We start from the raw sequence: 16,298 nt of genomic DNA, 5'->3' as shown, positions 1-16,298 counted from the left end.
GGGCGGCCCACCGGCGCGTGCGCTCAGCCGAACGGGCGCACGCCGATCAGCGGCCCGTGCAGGAACAGCGCGAACACGGCCCAGAAAACGTGTCCGCCCAGCACGGCGACGATGTCGCCCGTCAGTCCGCCGGCCGGATAGCGCACGCCGTCGCGGCGATCGCGGGCGCGCGATACGACGAAATCGACGAGCGCCCACACGAAGAACGCACCGAACAGCACGACCGCATGCAGCGTGCCGTTCACGAGCAGGTGCGCCACCGCCCAGACCATCACGCCGGCCAGCATCGGATGCCCGACCAGCGTCTTGATCCGGTTGCGCGGCACGTACGACGCGGCGATCAGCACGAACGCGACCGCGGTCAGCACGCCCGTCAGGTGACGCACGCCGATCGGCGACACCCACAGCAGCGTCACGTTCTGGCGTGCGATCCCGTAGCCGACGACGATCAGCACGAAGCCGACGATCGACGCAACCGCATAGCCGGCTTTCCAGCCTTTCTCGCCGATTCGCGCGATCATCGCGGAGCGCCAGCCATCGGCGACGATCCGAATCGAGTGCACACCGAGGAAGATCGCTAAACCGAGAATCAGAACGAGCATCGGCTGTCTCCGTCTGGAATGATGAGTGGGGAAACGTCCCGCGCGGCGTACGATGCGCCGTTCGCGGCGCCGGCGGCAACGCCGGCGGGTCGCGCCAGGCACGGGCGCAACCCGCGCGATCATAAACGCCGGGGCCGCCGTTGTGAAGCATGCGGGATGTGCGGTGCGTCATGCTTGACGCGTTCGTACGCCTGATCGTGCGGGCCTGCGGCCATACGGCGCACCGTTCGCCCGGTGATGGGCGTACCTGAAAGGCAGGAAAGCGAAAATCTCAAGGCTGTCGCTTCGTGCGACCGGTATTACGCCTGTTTGCGCTTCGCAGCGGGTCTCGATACGGGCCCGGGCGACGATTTCGATGCCGGTTTCGCTTTCGGCACGGAGGCCGGTTTCGACGTGGATTTCTCCATCGCCCTGGATGCCGTCTTCGGCTCGGGTTTCGGCGCAGGCTTCGGCGCGGATTTCGATGCGGATTTCGGCGTCGCCCCGGCACCCGCCTTCGACGCCGGTTTCGGCGCGGCCTTCGGTGCAGGTTTGGGTGAAGATTTCGACGCGGGTTTCGGTGTTGTCCCGGCACCCGCTTTCGACACCGGTTTCGGCGCGGGCTTCGGTGCAGGTTTGGGCGAAGATTTCGGTGCAGATTTCGGCGTCGCCCCGGCACCCGCCTTCGACGCCGGTTTCGGCGCGGCCCTCGCCTTGCGCTTCGGCGCCCCCGCCAGCAGCGCCGCACGATACGCGCTGCGGCACCAGTCGAACAGCGCGCCCGCATCCTCGAGCACGTCGGCCGGCGTTTCGTAGTAACCCGCGAGCGAGACCGTGCGCGTGGGCCTCGTGTACGAGAACGGCCCCATCCCCGCCGCGATGAACGCCGGGCGGTTCACGTCGTCGACGCGCAGGAACAGCGACCCGCGCGACATGAAACCGAACATCACGCCGTCGAGCCGCAGCCCCACTCCGCTGAAGAACCGCGCGACCACGACCGCTCCGAGCGGCGCAAGCTGATACGCGATCTCCTCGCCGTGCGCCTTCTCCGCCTGCCAGCTCATGCGGCTGTCTCGCAGCGCTGCGTCCACGCATCGAGCTCGGCCGCGTCGAAACCGACGGCGGCCGCGCTGTCGCGAATCTGCCGCCACGTCGCGCGGTCGACCGGAATGCCGGCCGCACCGCGCGCAGCGCGGCTTGCCTCCTCCGGCTCGCCAGGCACCCGCACCGGCTCGTTGCCGGCCTGCGGCGACGCTTTCGCCCAGGCCACAAATGCGTCGGCCTCGCGCTCGGCATCGGCCGCGTCGAACGCCTTCGGATCGATCAGCACCGACAGCATCCCGTTGACGATCGCGCTCGTCTTCTGCAGCGTATCGCCGTACGTCGTATGCCCGCCCACGAGCGCGCCGCCGAAGATCTCGCACATCGCCGCGAGCGCATACCCCTTGTGCAGCCCGAACGGCAGCAGCGCGCCGAACGGCTGCTCGTGCATCACGGCCGGATCGTCGGTCGGCTGGCCGCGGTGGTCGATCAGCGACCCGGCCGGCACGCGCTTGCCCTGGTTGTACGCGACACGCGTCTTGCCGTACGCGATCGCGCTCGTCGCGAAATCGAGCAGCAGCGGCGCCTTGCCCGCCCGCGGATACGCGGCGCAGAACGGGTTCGTGCCGAAACGCGGATCGGTGCCGTGCAGCGGCGCGACCAGCAGGTCGCCCGGCACATTGACGAAATGGAACGACACGAGCCCCGAGCGCGCGCACTGCTCGGCCCAGTGCCCGATGCGGCCGAGGTGGTGAACGTCGCGCAGCCCGATCGCGCAGATGCCCATGCGCCGCGCGCGCTCGATCCCTTCGACCATCGCCTCGAACGCGATCACCTGGCCGAAGCCGCGCCCGCCGTCGATCGTCAGCACCGCGCCGCCGTCGCGGGCGATCGACGCGTGCCCGTTCAATTGCAACTGCCCTTCCCGCCACGACGCGACGTAGTTCGGGATCATCCCGATCCCGTGCGAATCGTGGCCCGCGAGATTCGCGCCGACCAGGTGATCGGCGACGAGCGTTGCCTCGCGCGCGCTGCTGCCGGCCCGTTCCCAGAGTGCCGCGACGAATGCATGCAGCGGTTCGGCGCGCATGCGCAGCGGTTCGGTATCGGGCGTCGGCAGTGCGGTCATCGGCAACACTCCATCAGGTCGGATCGGGTCGGACAATCGGTACGTCGGACGATGCGACGATCAGCGTGCGGTCGCGATCACGTCGGCAACGGCCGCGGTGAGCTTCTTCGCGTACGGCACGTGCAGGAACTCGTTCGGGCCGTGCGCATTCGACTTCGGCCCGAGCACGCCGCACACCATGAACTGCGCGGACGGGAACCCCTCCTGCAGCACGTTCATCAGCGGAATCGTGCCGCCAAGGCCCATGTATGCACAGTCGGCGCCGAAGTGGCGGCGCGACGCGGCGTCGAGCGACGACGCGAGCCACGGGGCGAGATCCGGTGCGCTCCAGCCCGTCGCGGCGCCCGCGTCCGGCTTGAACGTGACCTTCGCGTTGTACGGCGGATCGAGTTCGAGCAGATCCTTCAACTGCTGCACCGCCTGCGCGGCATCGACGAGCGGCGGCAGGCGCAGCGACAGCTTGAATGCGGTGCGCGGACGCAGCACGTTGCCCGCATCGGCAAGCGCCGGCATGCCGGCCGCGCCCGTTACCGACAGCGACGGACGCCACGTCGAATTCAGCAGCGCCTCGCGCGGATCGGTCGTGGTCGGTAGCACGGGCTTGCCGTCCGCGCCGCACGCCCACGGCAGCCCCTTCCACACCATGTCGCCGAGGATCGACGCGGCCGCTTCGGCTTCGCGCACGCGGCTCTGCGGAATCTCGCAATGGAACACGCCCGGCAGCAGGTTGCCGTTCTTTGCGTCCTCGAGACGCTCGAACAACTGGCGCATCACGCGGAAGCTCGACGGCGCGATGCCGCCATAGACGCCCGAATGGATGCCCTCTTCGAGCACCTCGACCTGCAGGTCGCCGGACACGAGGCCGCGCAGCGACGTGGTGAGCCACATCTGGTCGTAGTTGCCGGCGCCCGAATCGAGGCACACGACGAGCGACACCTGGCCGAGCCGCTCGCGCAACGCGTCGACGTACGGCAGCAGGTCGTAGCTGCCCGACTCTTCGCAGGTCTCGATCAGGCCGACGCAGCGCGGCCGCTCGATGCCCTGCTCGTCGAGCGCGCCGAGCGCCGCGAGGCTCGCGTAGATCGCATAGCCGTCGTCCGCGCCGCCGCGGCCGTACAGCTTGCCGTTCTCGTACTTCGGCGTCCACGGGCCGAGATCCGCGCGCCAGCCGTCGAATTCGGGCTGCTTGTCGAGGTGGCCGTACAGCAGGATCGTGTCGGTGCTGCCCGAACGCGTGGCCGGCGATTCGAAGAAGATCACCGGCGTGCGGCCCGGCAGACGCACGATCTCGAGCTTCAGGCCCTTCACGGGCTGCCGTTCGGCCCATTGCGCGGCATCGGTGACGACGCGCTCGAGATAGCCGCGCTTCGCCCAGTCGGGGTCGAATGCGGGGCTCTTCGCGGGGATCGCGATGTAGTCGGTCAGTGCGTGGAGGATTTCATCGTTCCACTTGCGCTCGACGAAGGTAACGAGCTTGTCATGGTCGAGGACGGGGGTAGTGTCGACGGAGGTCATGGTGGGGGTGCCTGGATCGGGCTGACGAAAACCCAGATCATACGCCGATGCTCCCCCGCCGGCGCCCCCTCCCGGCCGTTCAGACAACCTTCGGAAACGTGTCGCGCAGCCCGGCCGCGCACGCGAGCGCATCGTCCCACAGGCGCCGCGTCAGTGCGCCGGCATCCTCCTCGCGCGCAAGCGCCGCGGCCTCGCCCGACCACAGCAGCGAGAAATCGTCGCGCCCCTGCCGCTCGAACGCGCCGCGCAGCGGATCGACCGCGGCCGTCGCAAGCGGAAACGCGGGCGCGAGCGCGCTCATCGGCCCCTGCTCGCGCATGAAACGCGTCAGCAGCCCGCGCGCGGCGCGGCCCGTGTACAGGTTGGTCATGCGCGTGCCGTCGTCGCGTGCGGCGCGCACGGCCGCGCGATGCTGCGCCGAGCGGCCGGCCTGCGGCGTCAGCAGGTAGCCGGTGCCGATCTGCACCGCGCGTGCGCCGAGCGCGAACGCGGCCGCGATGCCGCGCCCGTCGGCGATCGCACCCGCCGCGATCACGGGCACTCGCACCGCATCGACGATCTGCGGCAGCAGTGCGAACAGGCCCGGCTGCGCATGGATGTCGTCGGTCAGGAACATCCCGCGATGGCCGCCGGCCTCCGCCCCCTGCGCGACGATCGCGTCGACACCGCGCGCATCGAGCCAGCGCGCTTCCTCGACGGTCGTCGCGGACGACACCACGCAGGCGCCCGTGCGGCGCACACGGTCGAGCAGCGTGTCGTCGGGCAGCCCGAAGTGGAAGCTCACGACGGCCGGCCGCAACGCCTCGACGACCGCGCACATCGCATCGTCGAACGGCGCGCGACCGGGGCCGCCCTTCACGCCGGCCGGATCGAGCGCGGCTTCCGCGTAGTAGGCGGCGAGCGCCGCGCGCCAGCGCGCATCGACCTCGGCATCGGGCGCGGGCGGCGCATGGCAGAAGAAGTTCACGTTGAACGGCGCGGACGTGCGCGCACGGATCGCCGCGATCTCGTCGCGCAACTGCTGCGGGCCGAGCGCCGCGCATGCGAGCGAACCGAGCCCGCCGGCTTCGCACACGGCAATCGCGAGCGGGCTCAGCGACCCGACCATCGGGGCCTGGATCAGCGGCAAACGGGAAGGCGGCATCGTCATCGGCATCCTTTTCGGGAATGAGTGGCCATCGCCACGTGGGTTGTCCTTGTCATCGTCGCGCGCGAACGGCCCCGTTCGGCACCCGCTACGTGCCGCCGCGGTCCATCCCGCGCCGGTACGCGGCCGGGCTCGTCGCCGCGACGCGCCGGAAATGCCGGCGCAGCGATTCCTCCGAACCGAACCCCGCGCGCGCCGCGACCTGCGCAAGCGGCAGCGCGGGCTGCGCTTCGAGCATGTCCTTCGCGACGTTCACGCGCTCGCGGATCAGCCACGCGAGCGGCGACATTCCCGTCGCATCCGCGAACTGGCGCTGCAGCGTGCGCGTGCTCATCGCGGCCTGCGCGGCGAGCGATGCCAGCGTATGCGGCTCGGCGGCATGCACGCGCATCCAGTCGATCAGCTTCGCGAGCCGGTCGCTGCCGCCCGGCGCGACCGGACGCGGCACGAACTGCGCCTGGCCGCCGTCGCGATGCGGCGGCAGCACGAGGCGCTGCGCGACGCGGTTCGCGATCGCGCCGCCGTGATCGCGGCGCACGAGATGCAGCAGCATGTCGAGCCCCGCCGCCGAGCCGGCCGACGTGACGACCTGCCCTTCGTCGACGTACAGCGCATCGGGATTCACGCGCAGCGCCGGATAACGCGCCTGCAGGCGTTCCGCATAACGCCAGTGGGTCGTCACGGTGAGCCCGTCGAGCACGCCGGCTGCCGCGAGCACGAACACGCCCGAACAGATCGAGCAGAGCCGCGCGCCGCGCCGATGTGCGGCCCGCAACTTCTTCAGCAACGGTTCGGGCGGAAGTTCGTCCGGATCGCGCCAGCCGGGAATCACGATGGTGTCCGCGCGATCGAGCGTCGCGAGCCGATATGGCGCGGCAACGGTGATGCCGCCCGCCGCGCGCACGGGCCCCGGCTCGCTTGCGCATACCGCGAAGCGATACCAGTCGACGCCGAGTTCGGGGCGCTCGAGCGCGAACAGTTCGACCACGCAGCCGAATTCGAACGTGCAGAGACGATCGTAGGCGAGCGCGACGACGAGGTGATTGTGCATGGCGTGATGTTACCGGAACTTGTCGATCGCGCCACTGCCGCGAAACTGGCCGAACCGCGATACTGCCCTTCGTTCCGGCGCGTTCCGCGCCCGTTCAACCCGGAGAACCTGCCCATGTCCTACGTCACCGACGCGCCCGCCGCCGACAGCCCCGCCGCCCTCGTGCATTTCGAGGCGTCGTTGCGATTCGAGACCGATTGCTGGGACGTGCACGACGCGCTCGCATCGGGCACGCCCGATTTCGTGCTGCTCGACGTGCGCGGCCCCGACCTGTTCGCCGCCGGCCACGTGCCGGGCGCGCGCAACCTGCCGCACCGCAAGATCATCGAGGGCAAGCTCGCCGGCTACCCGGCCGGCACGCTGTTCGTCGTGTACTGCGCAGGCCCGCACTGCAACGGCGCCGCGCGAGCGGCGATCCGGCTCGCGCGCCTCGGCCGCCCGGTCAAGCTGATGATCGGCGGCGTGACCGGCTGGCTCGACGAAGGTTTCGCGCTGAGCAACGATGTGCAGCCCGCGGACGTCGAAGCCGGCTGATCGTCATTAAAAGCGCAACAATCAATTGCCTGCACACAAACGGAAAAAGCGCGACAATCAGCCTCATTGCAGTTCGGACGGAGCAGCACCATGCATGATGCAGTCCTGATTCAAGTGGCAGGTTCGGTTGCAGCGATCGCGCTCTATTTTCTGCCGGCGATCATTGCCGACAGGCGCGGCCGGCGGGACAAGCTGACGATCGCGATGTTCAACGCGCTGTTCGCGTGGACGGGCATCGGCTGGCTGATGACGCTCTACTGGGCGTACCAGCCGAACCCGCGCAGCGATGTCGCGCAAGTCATCCTCACGAAGCGTCGCGGCATCAGCATGCGGACCTTCTCGACCGGCCTCGTCGAACGCGTGCAACGTCGCGTCGCCGCCCAGGAGCAATGGGCCGAAAAGCAAGGCTGCCGTTAAGTCCCTCTTTCCCCTTCACCGTGCCGCGTCGAACTTCGGCATCCTGACGTTGGTCGACGCACGGTAATTCCACGTCAGTTCCTCGCGCGGCGGCGAGCCGCCCGCACGCCACCACGCCGCAAACGCCCCCGTCGTCACCGCCCGTGCGATCTGCTCACCCGGGCAGCCGTGCGGCCCCGAGCCGAAACCGAAATTCGGCCCCGCCGCGCGGCCCGGCATCAGCCGGTGCGGGTCGCGATGCACGGACGGGTCGCGATTCGCCGCGGCGAGCACGACGAGGATCGCGTCGCCGGCTTCGACATGCGCGCCTTCGATCGTCGTGCGAGCCGCGACGAAGCGGCGCGTGTTCTGCACCGGCGAATCGAAACGCCCGACTTCGGCAACGAACGCATCGAGCGCGGCGGCGTCCGGCGCCGCGCGGGCGACATCCGCTTCCGCATTCCATGCAACCAGCGTATTGCCGAGCCACGCGGCCGTCGCCTCGCAGGTCTGCGACAGCAAGCCGACAAGATTCGCGACCAGTGCACCGCTCGCCTGCCAGCCCGACGCGCGCGCCGCCTGCTGCACCGCAGCAACCAGCGTGCCGTCATGCGCGTGCGACTGCGCGACACGCTCCGTCATCCGGTCGAGCAGTTGCCGCGCAGCGTCGCTCGCGCGGGCCAGCGCCGCCGCGTCCGACAACGGCGACAGCGCGGCGACGAAATCGACGACCTGCGCCGCGATGTCGTCGAGCTGCGTTTCGTCGAAGCCGAGCAGATCGGCGACCGCGCACACAGGCACCGTCATGCACCACGCGTTCAGCGCGTCGGCATCGCCCGGTGACGGCAGCCGCCGTGCGGCCAGTTGCCCGGCGCGCTCGCGCAGCGCATCCGTGTCGATCGGCGCAAACGCCGCGCGCAACGCCTGCTTCGGCACGTCGTGCCGCGACGCGCCGTCGTTCATGCGGACCAGTTCGCCGAACAGCGCGCCGGCCGTCGTGCCACGCAACGCGGGCGGCACCGGCGCGTCCAGCGGGCGCACGCGGCAGGCCGGATGGCCGAGCACGGCCGTCACGGCCGCCGCGCGGCTCGCGACCCACAGGCCGAGCGTGGCGTCGTACGCAAGCGGCGGCCCGTCGACGAGCGTCGCGTAGTAGGGATAGGGATCGCGGTGCGTAACCGCGGCAAGGGGATCGGTCGGGTTCATGCGGCCAGTATCGGCGCAGTGCGCCGCCGCATGTTTCGGGATTGCGTGAAATGTCGCCGCACGGGCGCCGCCTGCAGCGGCGCCGCAGGGATGCCGGCGTCAGGCAGCCGACCGGTAACGATGCGACTGCATGCGCAACCGGACGCGCCCGGCCGAAATCGCGCGCGGCTCGGGCACCACCGTGCCGTGATGAAACATTTCCTGCCGGAACTCGCCGCTTTCGTCGAACCACTGGCAGATCAGCCAGTCGCCTTCGTCGAACACGACCGGCCCGGCATAGGTGACGGTCATGCGCGGCCCACCCGTTTTCAGCGTCACGACATCGCCGACGCGAAACCCGATGCATTGATTTTCCCGGATCGTCATCGCACTCCCAGCTTTTTATATATCGATATTTCCGGCGGCGCATCGGCCGGTCATTGGAACGTGCCGCAGATTATCAATCAAAAAAACCGCCGGCAACTCCCGCGTACAAAATGATTTGAATGAAAACAGGAAACAATACGCAGCATCGGTACGCCTGGCGGCCCGCTGGCCGCCAGATCCGGTGCGGGTTGCACGCCGACGGCAGTCAAACGGGCGGAATGCGGAGAATAGACGATGATTTTCGCGCCGTCATCGTCGATTAATTCGGACGCGAAATCGGTTGATTATTGTCAATCAATGTTCCAGCTGGAAACGATTCCGGACTTTATTGGGGCTCATTCATTGAACAAAACCGGTGAATTATCCGGCGCGGCAAACCAGCGGTTGATATCGCGCCCCGGCACGGCCGCCTGCGTGAACGTAAACGTGCCGTCGCGCACCATCTCCGTCGCGGCGCGCAGGAACGCACCGAGCGCGGCCCGCGCCAGCGCGCCGCCGACGCTGACGCGCTTCACGCCGAGCGCGGCCAGTTCGTCGAGGCTCAGCAACCCGCCTTGCAGACCCATGACGACGTTGACGGGTGCGCCGACCGCCCGCGTCACCGCCGCGATCTCGCCGGCGTCGGTGATGCCCGGTGCATACAGCACGTCGGCGCCGGCGTCGCGATAGGCGACGAGCCGTGCGATCGTGTCGTCGAGGTCGCGGCGGCCGTGCAGGTAGTTTTCGCAGCGTGCGGTCAGCGTGAACGGAAACGGCAGCGCGCGCGCCGCGTCGACGGCAGCCGCGATGCGCTCGACCGACACGTCGCGTGCATAGATCGGCGTATCGGCGCGGCCGGTCGCATCCTCGATCGAGCCGCCGACCGCGCCGGCCTCGGCCGCCAGCCGGATCGTTTCGGCCACCGTGTCGGGCGCGTCGCCGAAGCCGTTCTCGAGATCGGCGCTCACCGGCAGGCCGCCCGCGGCGACGAGATCGGCGATGTGATCGAGCATCGCGTCGCGATCGATCGCGTTGTCGGGCTGCCCTTTCGAAAACGCATAGCCCGCACTCGTCGTGGCGAGCGCCTCGAAGCCCGCCATCGCCAGCAGGCGCGCGGTGCCGGCGTCCCACGGGTTCGGGATGATGAAGGCGCCGGGGCGCGTGTGCAGTGCTCGGAAAGCTTCGGCGTGGCGGGCTTGCTGGTCGGTATGGGTCATCGCGGACTCCCGGAAGAGGTTCACGGGTGAGCTTACGCCGGTCGTGCGCGCGACGTTTCAGCGACCGCCGAAATGTCGTCGCGCGACACGCAAAACCGGTAACCCCATTGGCGGGCAGACAGGCACCCGGCCTCGCCCGATGCCCGCCCGCCAGCTTTCAGCTCGATGCGGGCTGCGTGCCGTCGATGCCGAGCAACACGTCGGTGACGGCCTCAGAGAACCGCATCGCGCGGCCGTCGATCAGCACCCCCTCCGGATTCGACAGGTCGCGCGCCGCTTGCGGCACGCCGTGCGCGATCAGCACGCGTGCACACGCTTCCCAGTCGGGATCGCCGACGCCCTCCGGTTCGTTGACGGACGCCCAGGACAACGTGCCGAGCGCGTCGCTGCCGAATCCGTGCAGCTCGCGCCAGCTTGCGCCGTGCGCGAGCAGGAACGCCAGCAGTTCCGCATCGCCGCGGAACACCGCGTGATTCATCGCGCTCGCATCCCAGTCGCCGCCGCGCGTGGCGATCGGCCAGCCCAGCTCGACCATGACCTTCACCGCGTCGCGCGAGCCCCACGCGGCGGCGTCGGGCAGCTGGCGCAACCGGTCTTCCGTCAGCGCCCCCGGCAGCTCGGGATGCTTCGCCTGGATGCGCCGCGCATCGTCCGCATCGGCACGCGCGCAGGCCGCCACGAACGCATCGTCCGCACCGAGCGCCTCTTCCGCGCCGGCCGCGCGCAACAGCGCCGCGACCTCCGACAACCCGGCCTGCATCGCAAGCCGGTACGCACTGACGCCCGCCGGCGTATGCGCCCGGGGATCGGCGCCGGCCGCCAGCAGTGCGGCGACATGGCGCGCCGAGCAGCGCACGCCGATCGCGCGCAACAACGGTGCGCCCCACATCTCCGTCGGCCCTTCTCCGGCCGGCTCTTCCGGGTCGCCGCCATGCGCGAGCAGCAATTCGAGTGCGTCCGCGTCGCGCATGTCGAATGCGCGACGCAATGCGTTCGTGCCGCCCACCCGCGCGCCGTGCTCGAGCAGCACGCGCGTGCACGCCGGATTCTCCACCGAGTGATACAGCGATTCCCCGTCGTTCGGATCGGCGCCGGCTTCCAGCAGCATCACGGTGAGCACCGGATCGCGATTGACGCCGGCCGCGCCGTACAGCGCCGACAGCGGGCCCGATTCGTCGGGCTCGGCCAGCGAGGCAGGCGGGAACCGATTGCCGATCCGCTGGTTCGGATCTGCGCCTGCATCGAGCAGATGACGCGCGCAGGCGCGCAGCCTGACAGCGAACTCGGGAAGCTGCCCGAGCCGCGAATGCGTGACCGCGACGAGCGGCGGCAGCTTCAGCGCACCGCCGGCGCGCGCGATCCAGCCGGGATCCGCGGCCAGCGCCGCCTTCAACGCGTCGAGATCGCCCGCCGCACAGGCGATGGTCGGGTCGGCCGATACGAGATCGGGATGATCGCGCAGCAATTGCGCGGCGACGCGCGGCCGGGACGCGTCGAAGCCCCCCGTCACGTCGGCACCGTAGGCAAGATCGAGCCAGCGCCGGACCAGCAGCGGCCGCTGTTGCCGCGCAAGCGCCTGCGTGTCGACGAACGCGTCGAGATCGGCCCATGAAGCAAAGCCGTATTCGCGCGCGATGCAGGACTGCGCGTCGTGCAGGCGGAGCCCGAGCGCGAGCGTTTCGTCGTACGTGTGGTTGGCGGCAGCGGGGAGTGACTGGACGAAGCGCGCGACGGCGCCGGCGTCGCCCTGCCGGTACAGGCGCAACAATTCCTTGGCCTGCTTTTTCAGATGATCGGAATGGGCCTTGGGAGGCAGCTTTTTCATGCGGATCCTCGTGCGTGGATGGCCGAAGGTCCGCAATACCGCCAGCACAAAGGACGGGGAACAACCGGATTTGCTGCGACAGGTGGGTTCAACCCTTTCCGCGGACCCGGAAGCGACCTGCATCGCTGTCCGGTATCGTAGGCGACGTCCGTCGACATCGTCAACCGTGCCGCCGGAATCGCCGCTCAGCCCGCGAGTTTCTTCGTCAGGAAGATGCGCGTGTGCCCGACCGGATAATCCGGCAGCTCGCCGAAGCGGACATAGCCGCGTTTCTCGTAGAACGGCCGCGCCTGGAAATCGAACGTATCGAGCCACGCGCTGTGGCAGCCGCGCGCGACGGCCTCCGTTTCGGCCAGATCCATGATGCGCGTGCCGGCGCCCTGGCCGCGCGCGGCCTCGGGCACCACGAGCAGGTCGACATGCAGCCAGCCGAACCCCGTGCCGCCCCACAGGCCGCCGACCACCGAGCCGGCGTCGTCGGTCACGACCACGGCCAGCGGCCGGAAATCGGACGGGCCGGCCTGGCTTTCGTTGAAGCGGACGAGCGGCGCGACGATCTGCTTGCGGATGTCCGCGTCGCCTGCATCGGTGACTTCGTAGGTGAACGTCATGGATTGCGTCAGGTCGTGAATGAGGATGAACTGAAACCGCAGGTGCCGCACGTCAAACGACGTACGCGCCCTTTGCATGCAGCTCCGCTTCGGTGCGCTCGAGCGCCGCGATCGCATCGCTGCCTTCGAGCGCCAGCAACTGCGCGACCAGCGCCTCGGCCATCGCATGCGCGGCCACCAGCGACGGAAAGAACGACGGGCTGTCGTGCGTGAAGATCAGTTGCGCGTCCGCGTGCAGCGCGATCGGCGACACCGCGCTGTCGGTGATCGCGACGATCCGGCTGCCCTGCGCCTTCGCGGCCTGCGCGACACGTGTCGCTTCGGCCGAATACGGCGCGAAGCTGACGACCACGGTCACGCTCTGCTTCGCGATCGTCCGCAGCTCCATCTCGAGCGAACCGGCGACGCCGTTGAGCAGCGACACGGTCGGACGGAACAGCCGATAGCCGTATACGAAACCGAACGCGACCGGATAGCACGAGCGAAACCCCGCCACGTGCACGTGCGACGCCTTGCGGATCAGCTTGGCTGCGTCCGCGAGCGCGTGCTCGTTCTGCGCGGCGGTCGCCGACAGGTTGTGCTGCTGCGCGGCAAGCAGGTCGTGCGCGAGCGATGCCTTCGCATCGGGCCGCACGAGCGAGCGGGCGCGCTGCGTGAGCGGCTCGGGGCGCGTGCGCACGCGTGCGACGCACAAATCGCGCAGCTCGTTCCAGCCGGGGAAGCCGAATTGCTGCGCGAGCCGCACGAGCGACGCGGGCTGCACCTGCGCGCGCTGCGCGACCTTGCGCATCGACGACGTGGCGACTTCGTCGGGATGATCGAGCAGGAAAGCGGCGCCCGCCTGGAATTGCGGGCTCAGCTCGGAAAATTGCGCCCGGATCCGGGACGCGAGTTCGTCGAAATTGGCGGCCATCTTGGTGGGAACGGAAACCGGTCGATCATGGTATCACCGGCTCCGCACACACCGGTCAGCGCAGCACTTCGACGTGATCGGCGTCGACCTTCACGCGGCCCGACCATTTGCGCTCGAATTCGCCGGTCACCTTCACTTCGGTCTTGTCGCTGACGGGCTGGCCGGCCGCCCACAGCTTGTGGTCGATCTCGACGTGGATCGTGCCGGTCGCGTCGGCGAACTCGTAATCCTCGCCGCCGACGTGCTTGACGATGCGCCCCTGCAACTGCACGTGCTGGTCGTCCTTGCCGTTGGCGAGCAGCTCCTTCACGGTCGTCGTGGTCAGCGCGGACGGCCCCGTGTATTGCGCGTAGACGGCGGCAGGCAGCGTGGCGAGCGCGACCGCCAGGATTCTGGCCAGGTGTTTCATGATCTCGGTCCTCTTCTTCGATGTGGCGCCGCGCTCCGTTGAACGCGACGGCATCAGATTACGGACCGTAAGATTAAGCAAACCTGAAGGATGCGCCGAAGCGACACGCTGCCGCATCGGACCCGCACGAACGGCGGCCGCGCGCGGCGCGCATTTAAGCTGGGCCTAAGACACGTGCGCTTATCATGGACACTCCGGGCGCCACCGCGCCCTGTTGAAGAGACACGAATTCATGCGCGTACTGCTCGTCGAGGACGATCCGCTGATCGGCAGCGGGCTCGAACAGGGCCTCAAACAGGAAGGCTTCGCGGTCGACTGGGTGAAGGACGGCGATGCCGCGTCGCTCGCCCTGCGCGCGACCGGCTACGGGCTGCTGTTGCTCGATCTCGGGCTGCCGAACCGCGACGGCCTGTCGGTGCTCGCCGCGCTGCGCCGTCGCGACGAAAACCTGCCCGCGATCATCATCACCGCGCGCGACGGCGTGCCCGACCGCATCGCGGGCCTCGACAGCGGCGCGGACGACTATCTCGTCAAGCCGTTCGAGCTCGACGAACTGCTCGCCCGCATCCGCGCGGTCAACCGCCGCCACGCGGGCCGCGCGCAGACGACACTCGCGATCGGCCCGCTGCGGCTCGACCCCGTCAAGCACCTCGTCTGGCTCGGCGACGACGAAGTGCCGCTGTCGCCGAAAGAATTCGTGCTGCTGCACGAATTGATGCGCGACCCCGGCGCGGTGATTTCACGCGAGCAGTTCGAGGAGCGGCTGTACAGCTGGGGCGAGGAAATCGAGAGCAACGCGGTGCAGGTGCATATCCACAACCTGCGCAAGAAACTCGGCCACGACATGATCCGCACGGTGCGCGGCGTCGGCTACCGGATCGGTGACGGCACGTGACGCGCATGCAACGCGCGGTCGCGCGCTGGCGCAACGCGTCGCTGCGGCGGCGCCTGCTGATGTGGCTGCTGCCGGCCGCATGCGTGATCGGCCTGGTCGCCAGTGCGGGTACGTACTGGGGTGCGCTGCGCGAACTCGACGACCTGCTCGACGACCAGATGCGCAGCATGTCGAGACAGATCGTCGTCGGCCCGAACGGCGAGCTGTCGTTCAGCAATCACGCGAACGGCAAGCACGGTTTCGAGGCGAGCGACCCCGATGCCGTGCTGCTGCAGGTGTGGCGCAACGGCACGCTGGTGTATTCGACCGATCGCGATTCGAAGCTGCCGCCGCCCGAACAGAAAGGCATCGCGAGCGTCGACGTCGGCGGCCAGCCGTGGCGTACCTACGTGACCGAACGCGGCGGCACGACGATCCGGCTCGCGCAGGCGCGGCATGCGCGATGGGAAGCGATCGCGGGCATCGCCGTGCACCTGCTGTGGCCCGTGTTCTCGATGCTGCCGCTGCTCGCGATCGGCCTGTGGTTCGGCATCGGCGCGGGTCTGCGGCCGCTGCGCACGATCGCGTCCGGCCTTAAACGCAGGAATGCGAACAATCTCGAACCGGTCGACGTCGCGTCGATGCCGAACGAGGTTCGCCCGCTCGCCGAAGCGATCAACGACCTGCTCACGCGCCTCGACCGCTCGTTCACGCTGCAGCGGCACTTCATCGCCGATGCCGCGCACGAGCTGCGCACGCCGATCATGGGGCTGTCGATCCAGTCGCAATTGCTGCGACGCGCGACGACGGCCGACGAACGCGAGCACATCCTCGCGCAGATCCATGCGGGTACGACGCGCCTCGGCCACCTCGCCGAACAGCTGCTGACGCTCGCGCGCCTCGAACCCGACGCGCAGGCCGCAGCCTCCGCGTCGGCGCCCGTCGATCTCGCGGCGCTGTGCCGGTCGGTGGTGTCGGACCGCACGCGCGTCGCCGACGCGCACCGGATCGATCTCGGCGCGATCGTCGCGGCGCCCGTGATGGCCGCCGGCAATGCCGATACGCTGCGCGTGCTGCTGAACAACCTCGTCGACAACGCGATCCGCTATGCGGGCGACGGCGCGCGTATCGACGTGTCCGCGCATCTCGACGGCACGACGCCCGTGCTCGAAGTCGCCGACGACGGCCCCGGCATTCCGGAGGCCGAACGGACGGACGTGTGGGAACGCTTCTATCGCGGCGAGGGCGCGCAGGCCGTCACGTCGTCGGGCAGCGGGCTCGGGTTGTCGATCGTCAAGCGGATCGCCGAACAGCATCGCGCGACCGTCGCGCTCGGGACCACGCGCGGCGGGCGCGGGCTGACCGTCACGGTGCGCTTTCCGCTGCCGGCCTGACGCGCGCGACGGGCGGGCTTCTCCACAGATTATGTTGGCAAGCTTGTGGACAACCTTCCATTAACGACACCAAGCCATTGATCGGAAAGGGTTTGTCTGGCATGCGCGGC

17 protein-coding genes are annotated in these 16,298 nt (G+C 69.1%); 4 read left to right on the top strand and 13 right to left on the bottom strand.

Annotated elements, in window-relative coordinates:
* Positions 1-23: 23 nt before the first annotated feature.
* From AC5LXK_RS20645 to ftrA, 6 genes are all read right to left on the bottom strand, one after another.
* Positions 24-602 carry an NnrU family protein gene (locus tag AC5LXK_RS20645; protein ID WP_493393309.1) on the bottom strand — a complete coding sequence of 193 codons (579 nt, stop codon included), beginning with the start codon at positions 600-602 and terminating at the stop codon, positions 24-26.
* 299 nt (positions 603-901) lie between these two features.
* Positions 902-1,645: a TfoX/Sxy family protein gene (locus AC5LXK_RS20640; RefSeq protein ID WP_493393308.1), complete on the bottom strand. Its 744-nt coding sequence runs from the start codon at positions 1,643-1,645 to the stop codon at positions 902-904.
* Positions 1,642-2,751 carry a malate/lactate/ureidoglycolate dehydrogenase gene (locus tag AC5LXK_RS20635; protein ID WP_493393307.1) on the bottom strand — a complete coding sequence of 370 codons (1,110 nt, stop codon included), beginning with the start codon at positions 2,749-2,751 and terminating at the stop codon, positions 1,642-1,644. The genes AC5LXK_RS20640 and AC5LXK_RS20635 overlap by 4 nt, the downstream gene beginning before the upstream one ends.
* Positions 2,752-2,811: 60 nt before the next feature.
* On the bottom strand, positions 2,812-4,266 hold the full coding sequence (locus AC5LXK_RS20630; protein ID WP_493393306.1) for a M20 family metallopeptidase: 1,455 nt from the start codon (positions 4,264-4,266) through the stop codon (positions 2,812-2,814).
* Between the two features lie 79 nt (positions 4,267-4,345).
* The gene (locus AC5LXK_RS20625) at positions 4,346-5,416 is read right to left on the bottom strand and encodes an NAD(P)H-dependent flavin oxidoreductase (protein ID WP_493393305.1); all 1,071 of its coding nucleotides are present in this window, start codon (positions 5,414-5,416) and stop codon (positions 4,346-4,348) included.
* Positions 5,417-5,501: 85 nt separating this feature from the next.
* Positions 5,502-6,464: a transcriptional regulator FtrA gene (gene ftrA / locus AC5LXK_RS20620; protein ID WP_493393304.1), complete on the bottom strand. Its 963-nt coding sequence runs from the start codon at positions 6,462-6,464 to the stop codon at positions 5,502-5,504.
* Positions 6,465-6,578: 114 nt separating this feature from the next.
* Between ftrA and AC5LXK_RS20615 the strand changes: the two genes are divergently transcribed.
* Positions 6,579-6,998, top strand: a complete 420-nt coding sequence (locus AC5LXK_RS20615) for a rhodanese-like domain-containing protein (protein WP_493393303.1) — start codon at positions 6,579-6,581, stop codon at positions 6,996-6,998.
* Between the two features lie 90 nt (positions 6,999-7,088).
* Positions 7,089-7,415, top strand: coding sequence for a superinfection immunity protein (locus tag AC5LXK_RS20610; RefSeq protein WP_493393302.1), 327 nt, complete (start codon positions 7,089-7,091; stop codon positions 7,413-7,415).
* 15 nt (positions 7,416-7,430) lie between these two features.
* On the opposite strand, the gene AC5LXK_RS20605 is transcribed toward AC5LXK_RS20610, so the two are convergent.
* From AC5LXK_RS20605 to AC5LXK_RS20575, 7 genes are all read right to left on the bottom strand, one after another.
* Entirely contained in the window at positions 7,431-8,600 is a 1,170-nt protein-coding gene (locus AC5LXK_RS20605) for a cytochrome P450 (protein WP_493393301.1), read from the bottom strand.
* A 99-nt stretch (positions 8,601-8,699) separates the two neighbouring features.
* Positions 8,700-8,966: a YodC family protein gene (locus AC5LXK_RS20600; RefSeq protein ID WP_493393300.1), complete on the bottom strand. Its 267-nt coding sequence runs from the start codon at positions 8,964-8,966 to the stop codon at positions 8,700-8,702.
* Positions 8,967-9,301: 335 nt separating this feature from the next.
* Positions 9,302-10,162, bottom strand: a complete 861-nt coding sequence (locus tag AC5LXK_RS20595; protein WP_493393299.1) for an isocitrate lyase/PEP mutase family protein — start codon at positions 10,160-10,162, stop codon at positions 9,302-9,304.
* Positions 10,163-10,319: 157 nt separating this feature from the next.
* Entirely contained in the window at positions 10,320-11,987 is a 1,668-nt protein-coding gene (locus AC5LXK_RS20590; protein WP_493393298.1) for an ankyrin repeat domain-containing protein, read from the bottom strand.
* Between the two features lie 185 nt (positions 11,988-12,172).
* On the bottom strand, positions 12,173-12,598 hold the full coding sequence (locus AC5LXK_RS20585; RefSeq protein WP_493393297.1) for a GNAT family N-acetyltransferase: 426 nt from the start codon (positions 12,596-12,598) through the stop codon (positions 12,173-12,175).
* Between the two features lie 52 nt (positions 12,599-12,650).
* Positions 12,651-13,511, bottom strand: a complete 861-nt coding sequence (locus AC5LXK_RS20580) for a MurR/RpiR family transcriptional regulator (protein ID WP_011354378.1) — start codon at positions 13,509-13,511, stop codon at positions 12,651-12,653.
* 55 nt (positions 13,512-13,566) lie between these two features.
* Entirely contained in the window at positions 13,567-13,920 is a 354-nt protein-coding gene (locus AC5LXK_RS20575) for a NirD/YgiW/YdeI family stress tolerance protein (RefSeq protein ID WP_493393296.1), read from the bottom strand.
* Positions 13,921-14,152: 232 nt separating this feature from the next.
* Between AC5LXK_RS20575 and AC5LXK_RS20570 the strand changes: the two genes are divergently transcribed.
* Together AC5LXK_RS20570 and AC5LXK_RS20565 are read left to right on the top strand one after the other, a co-directional pair.
* Positions 14,153-14,815 (top strand): response regulator, encoded by a 663-nt coding sequence (locus AC5LXK_RS20570; RefSeq protein WP_493393295.1) that lies wholly within the window; start codon positions 14,153-14,155, stop codon positions 14,813-14,815.
* Between the two features lie 5 nt (positions 14,816-14,820).
* Positions 14,821-16,188 (top strand): ATP-binding protein, encoded by a 1,368-nt coding sequence (locus AC5LXK_RS20565; RefSeq protein ID WP_493393294.1) that lies wholly within the window; start codon positions 14,821-14,823, stop codon positions 16,186-16,188.
* The last annotated feature ends 110 nt before the right edge of the window (positions 16,189-16,298 follow it).

This window comes from Burkholderia pulmonis, assembly GCF_984667975.1.
The sequence above is the reverse complement of the archived record's forward strand: the minus strand, read 5'-3'. Positions and strand labels throughout refer to the sequence as shown.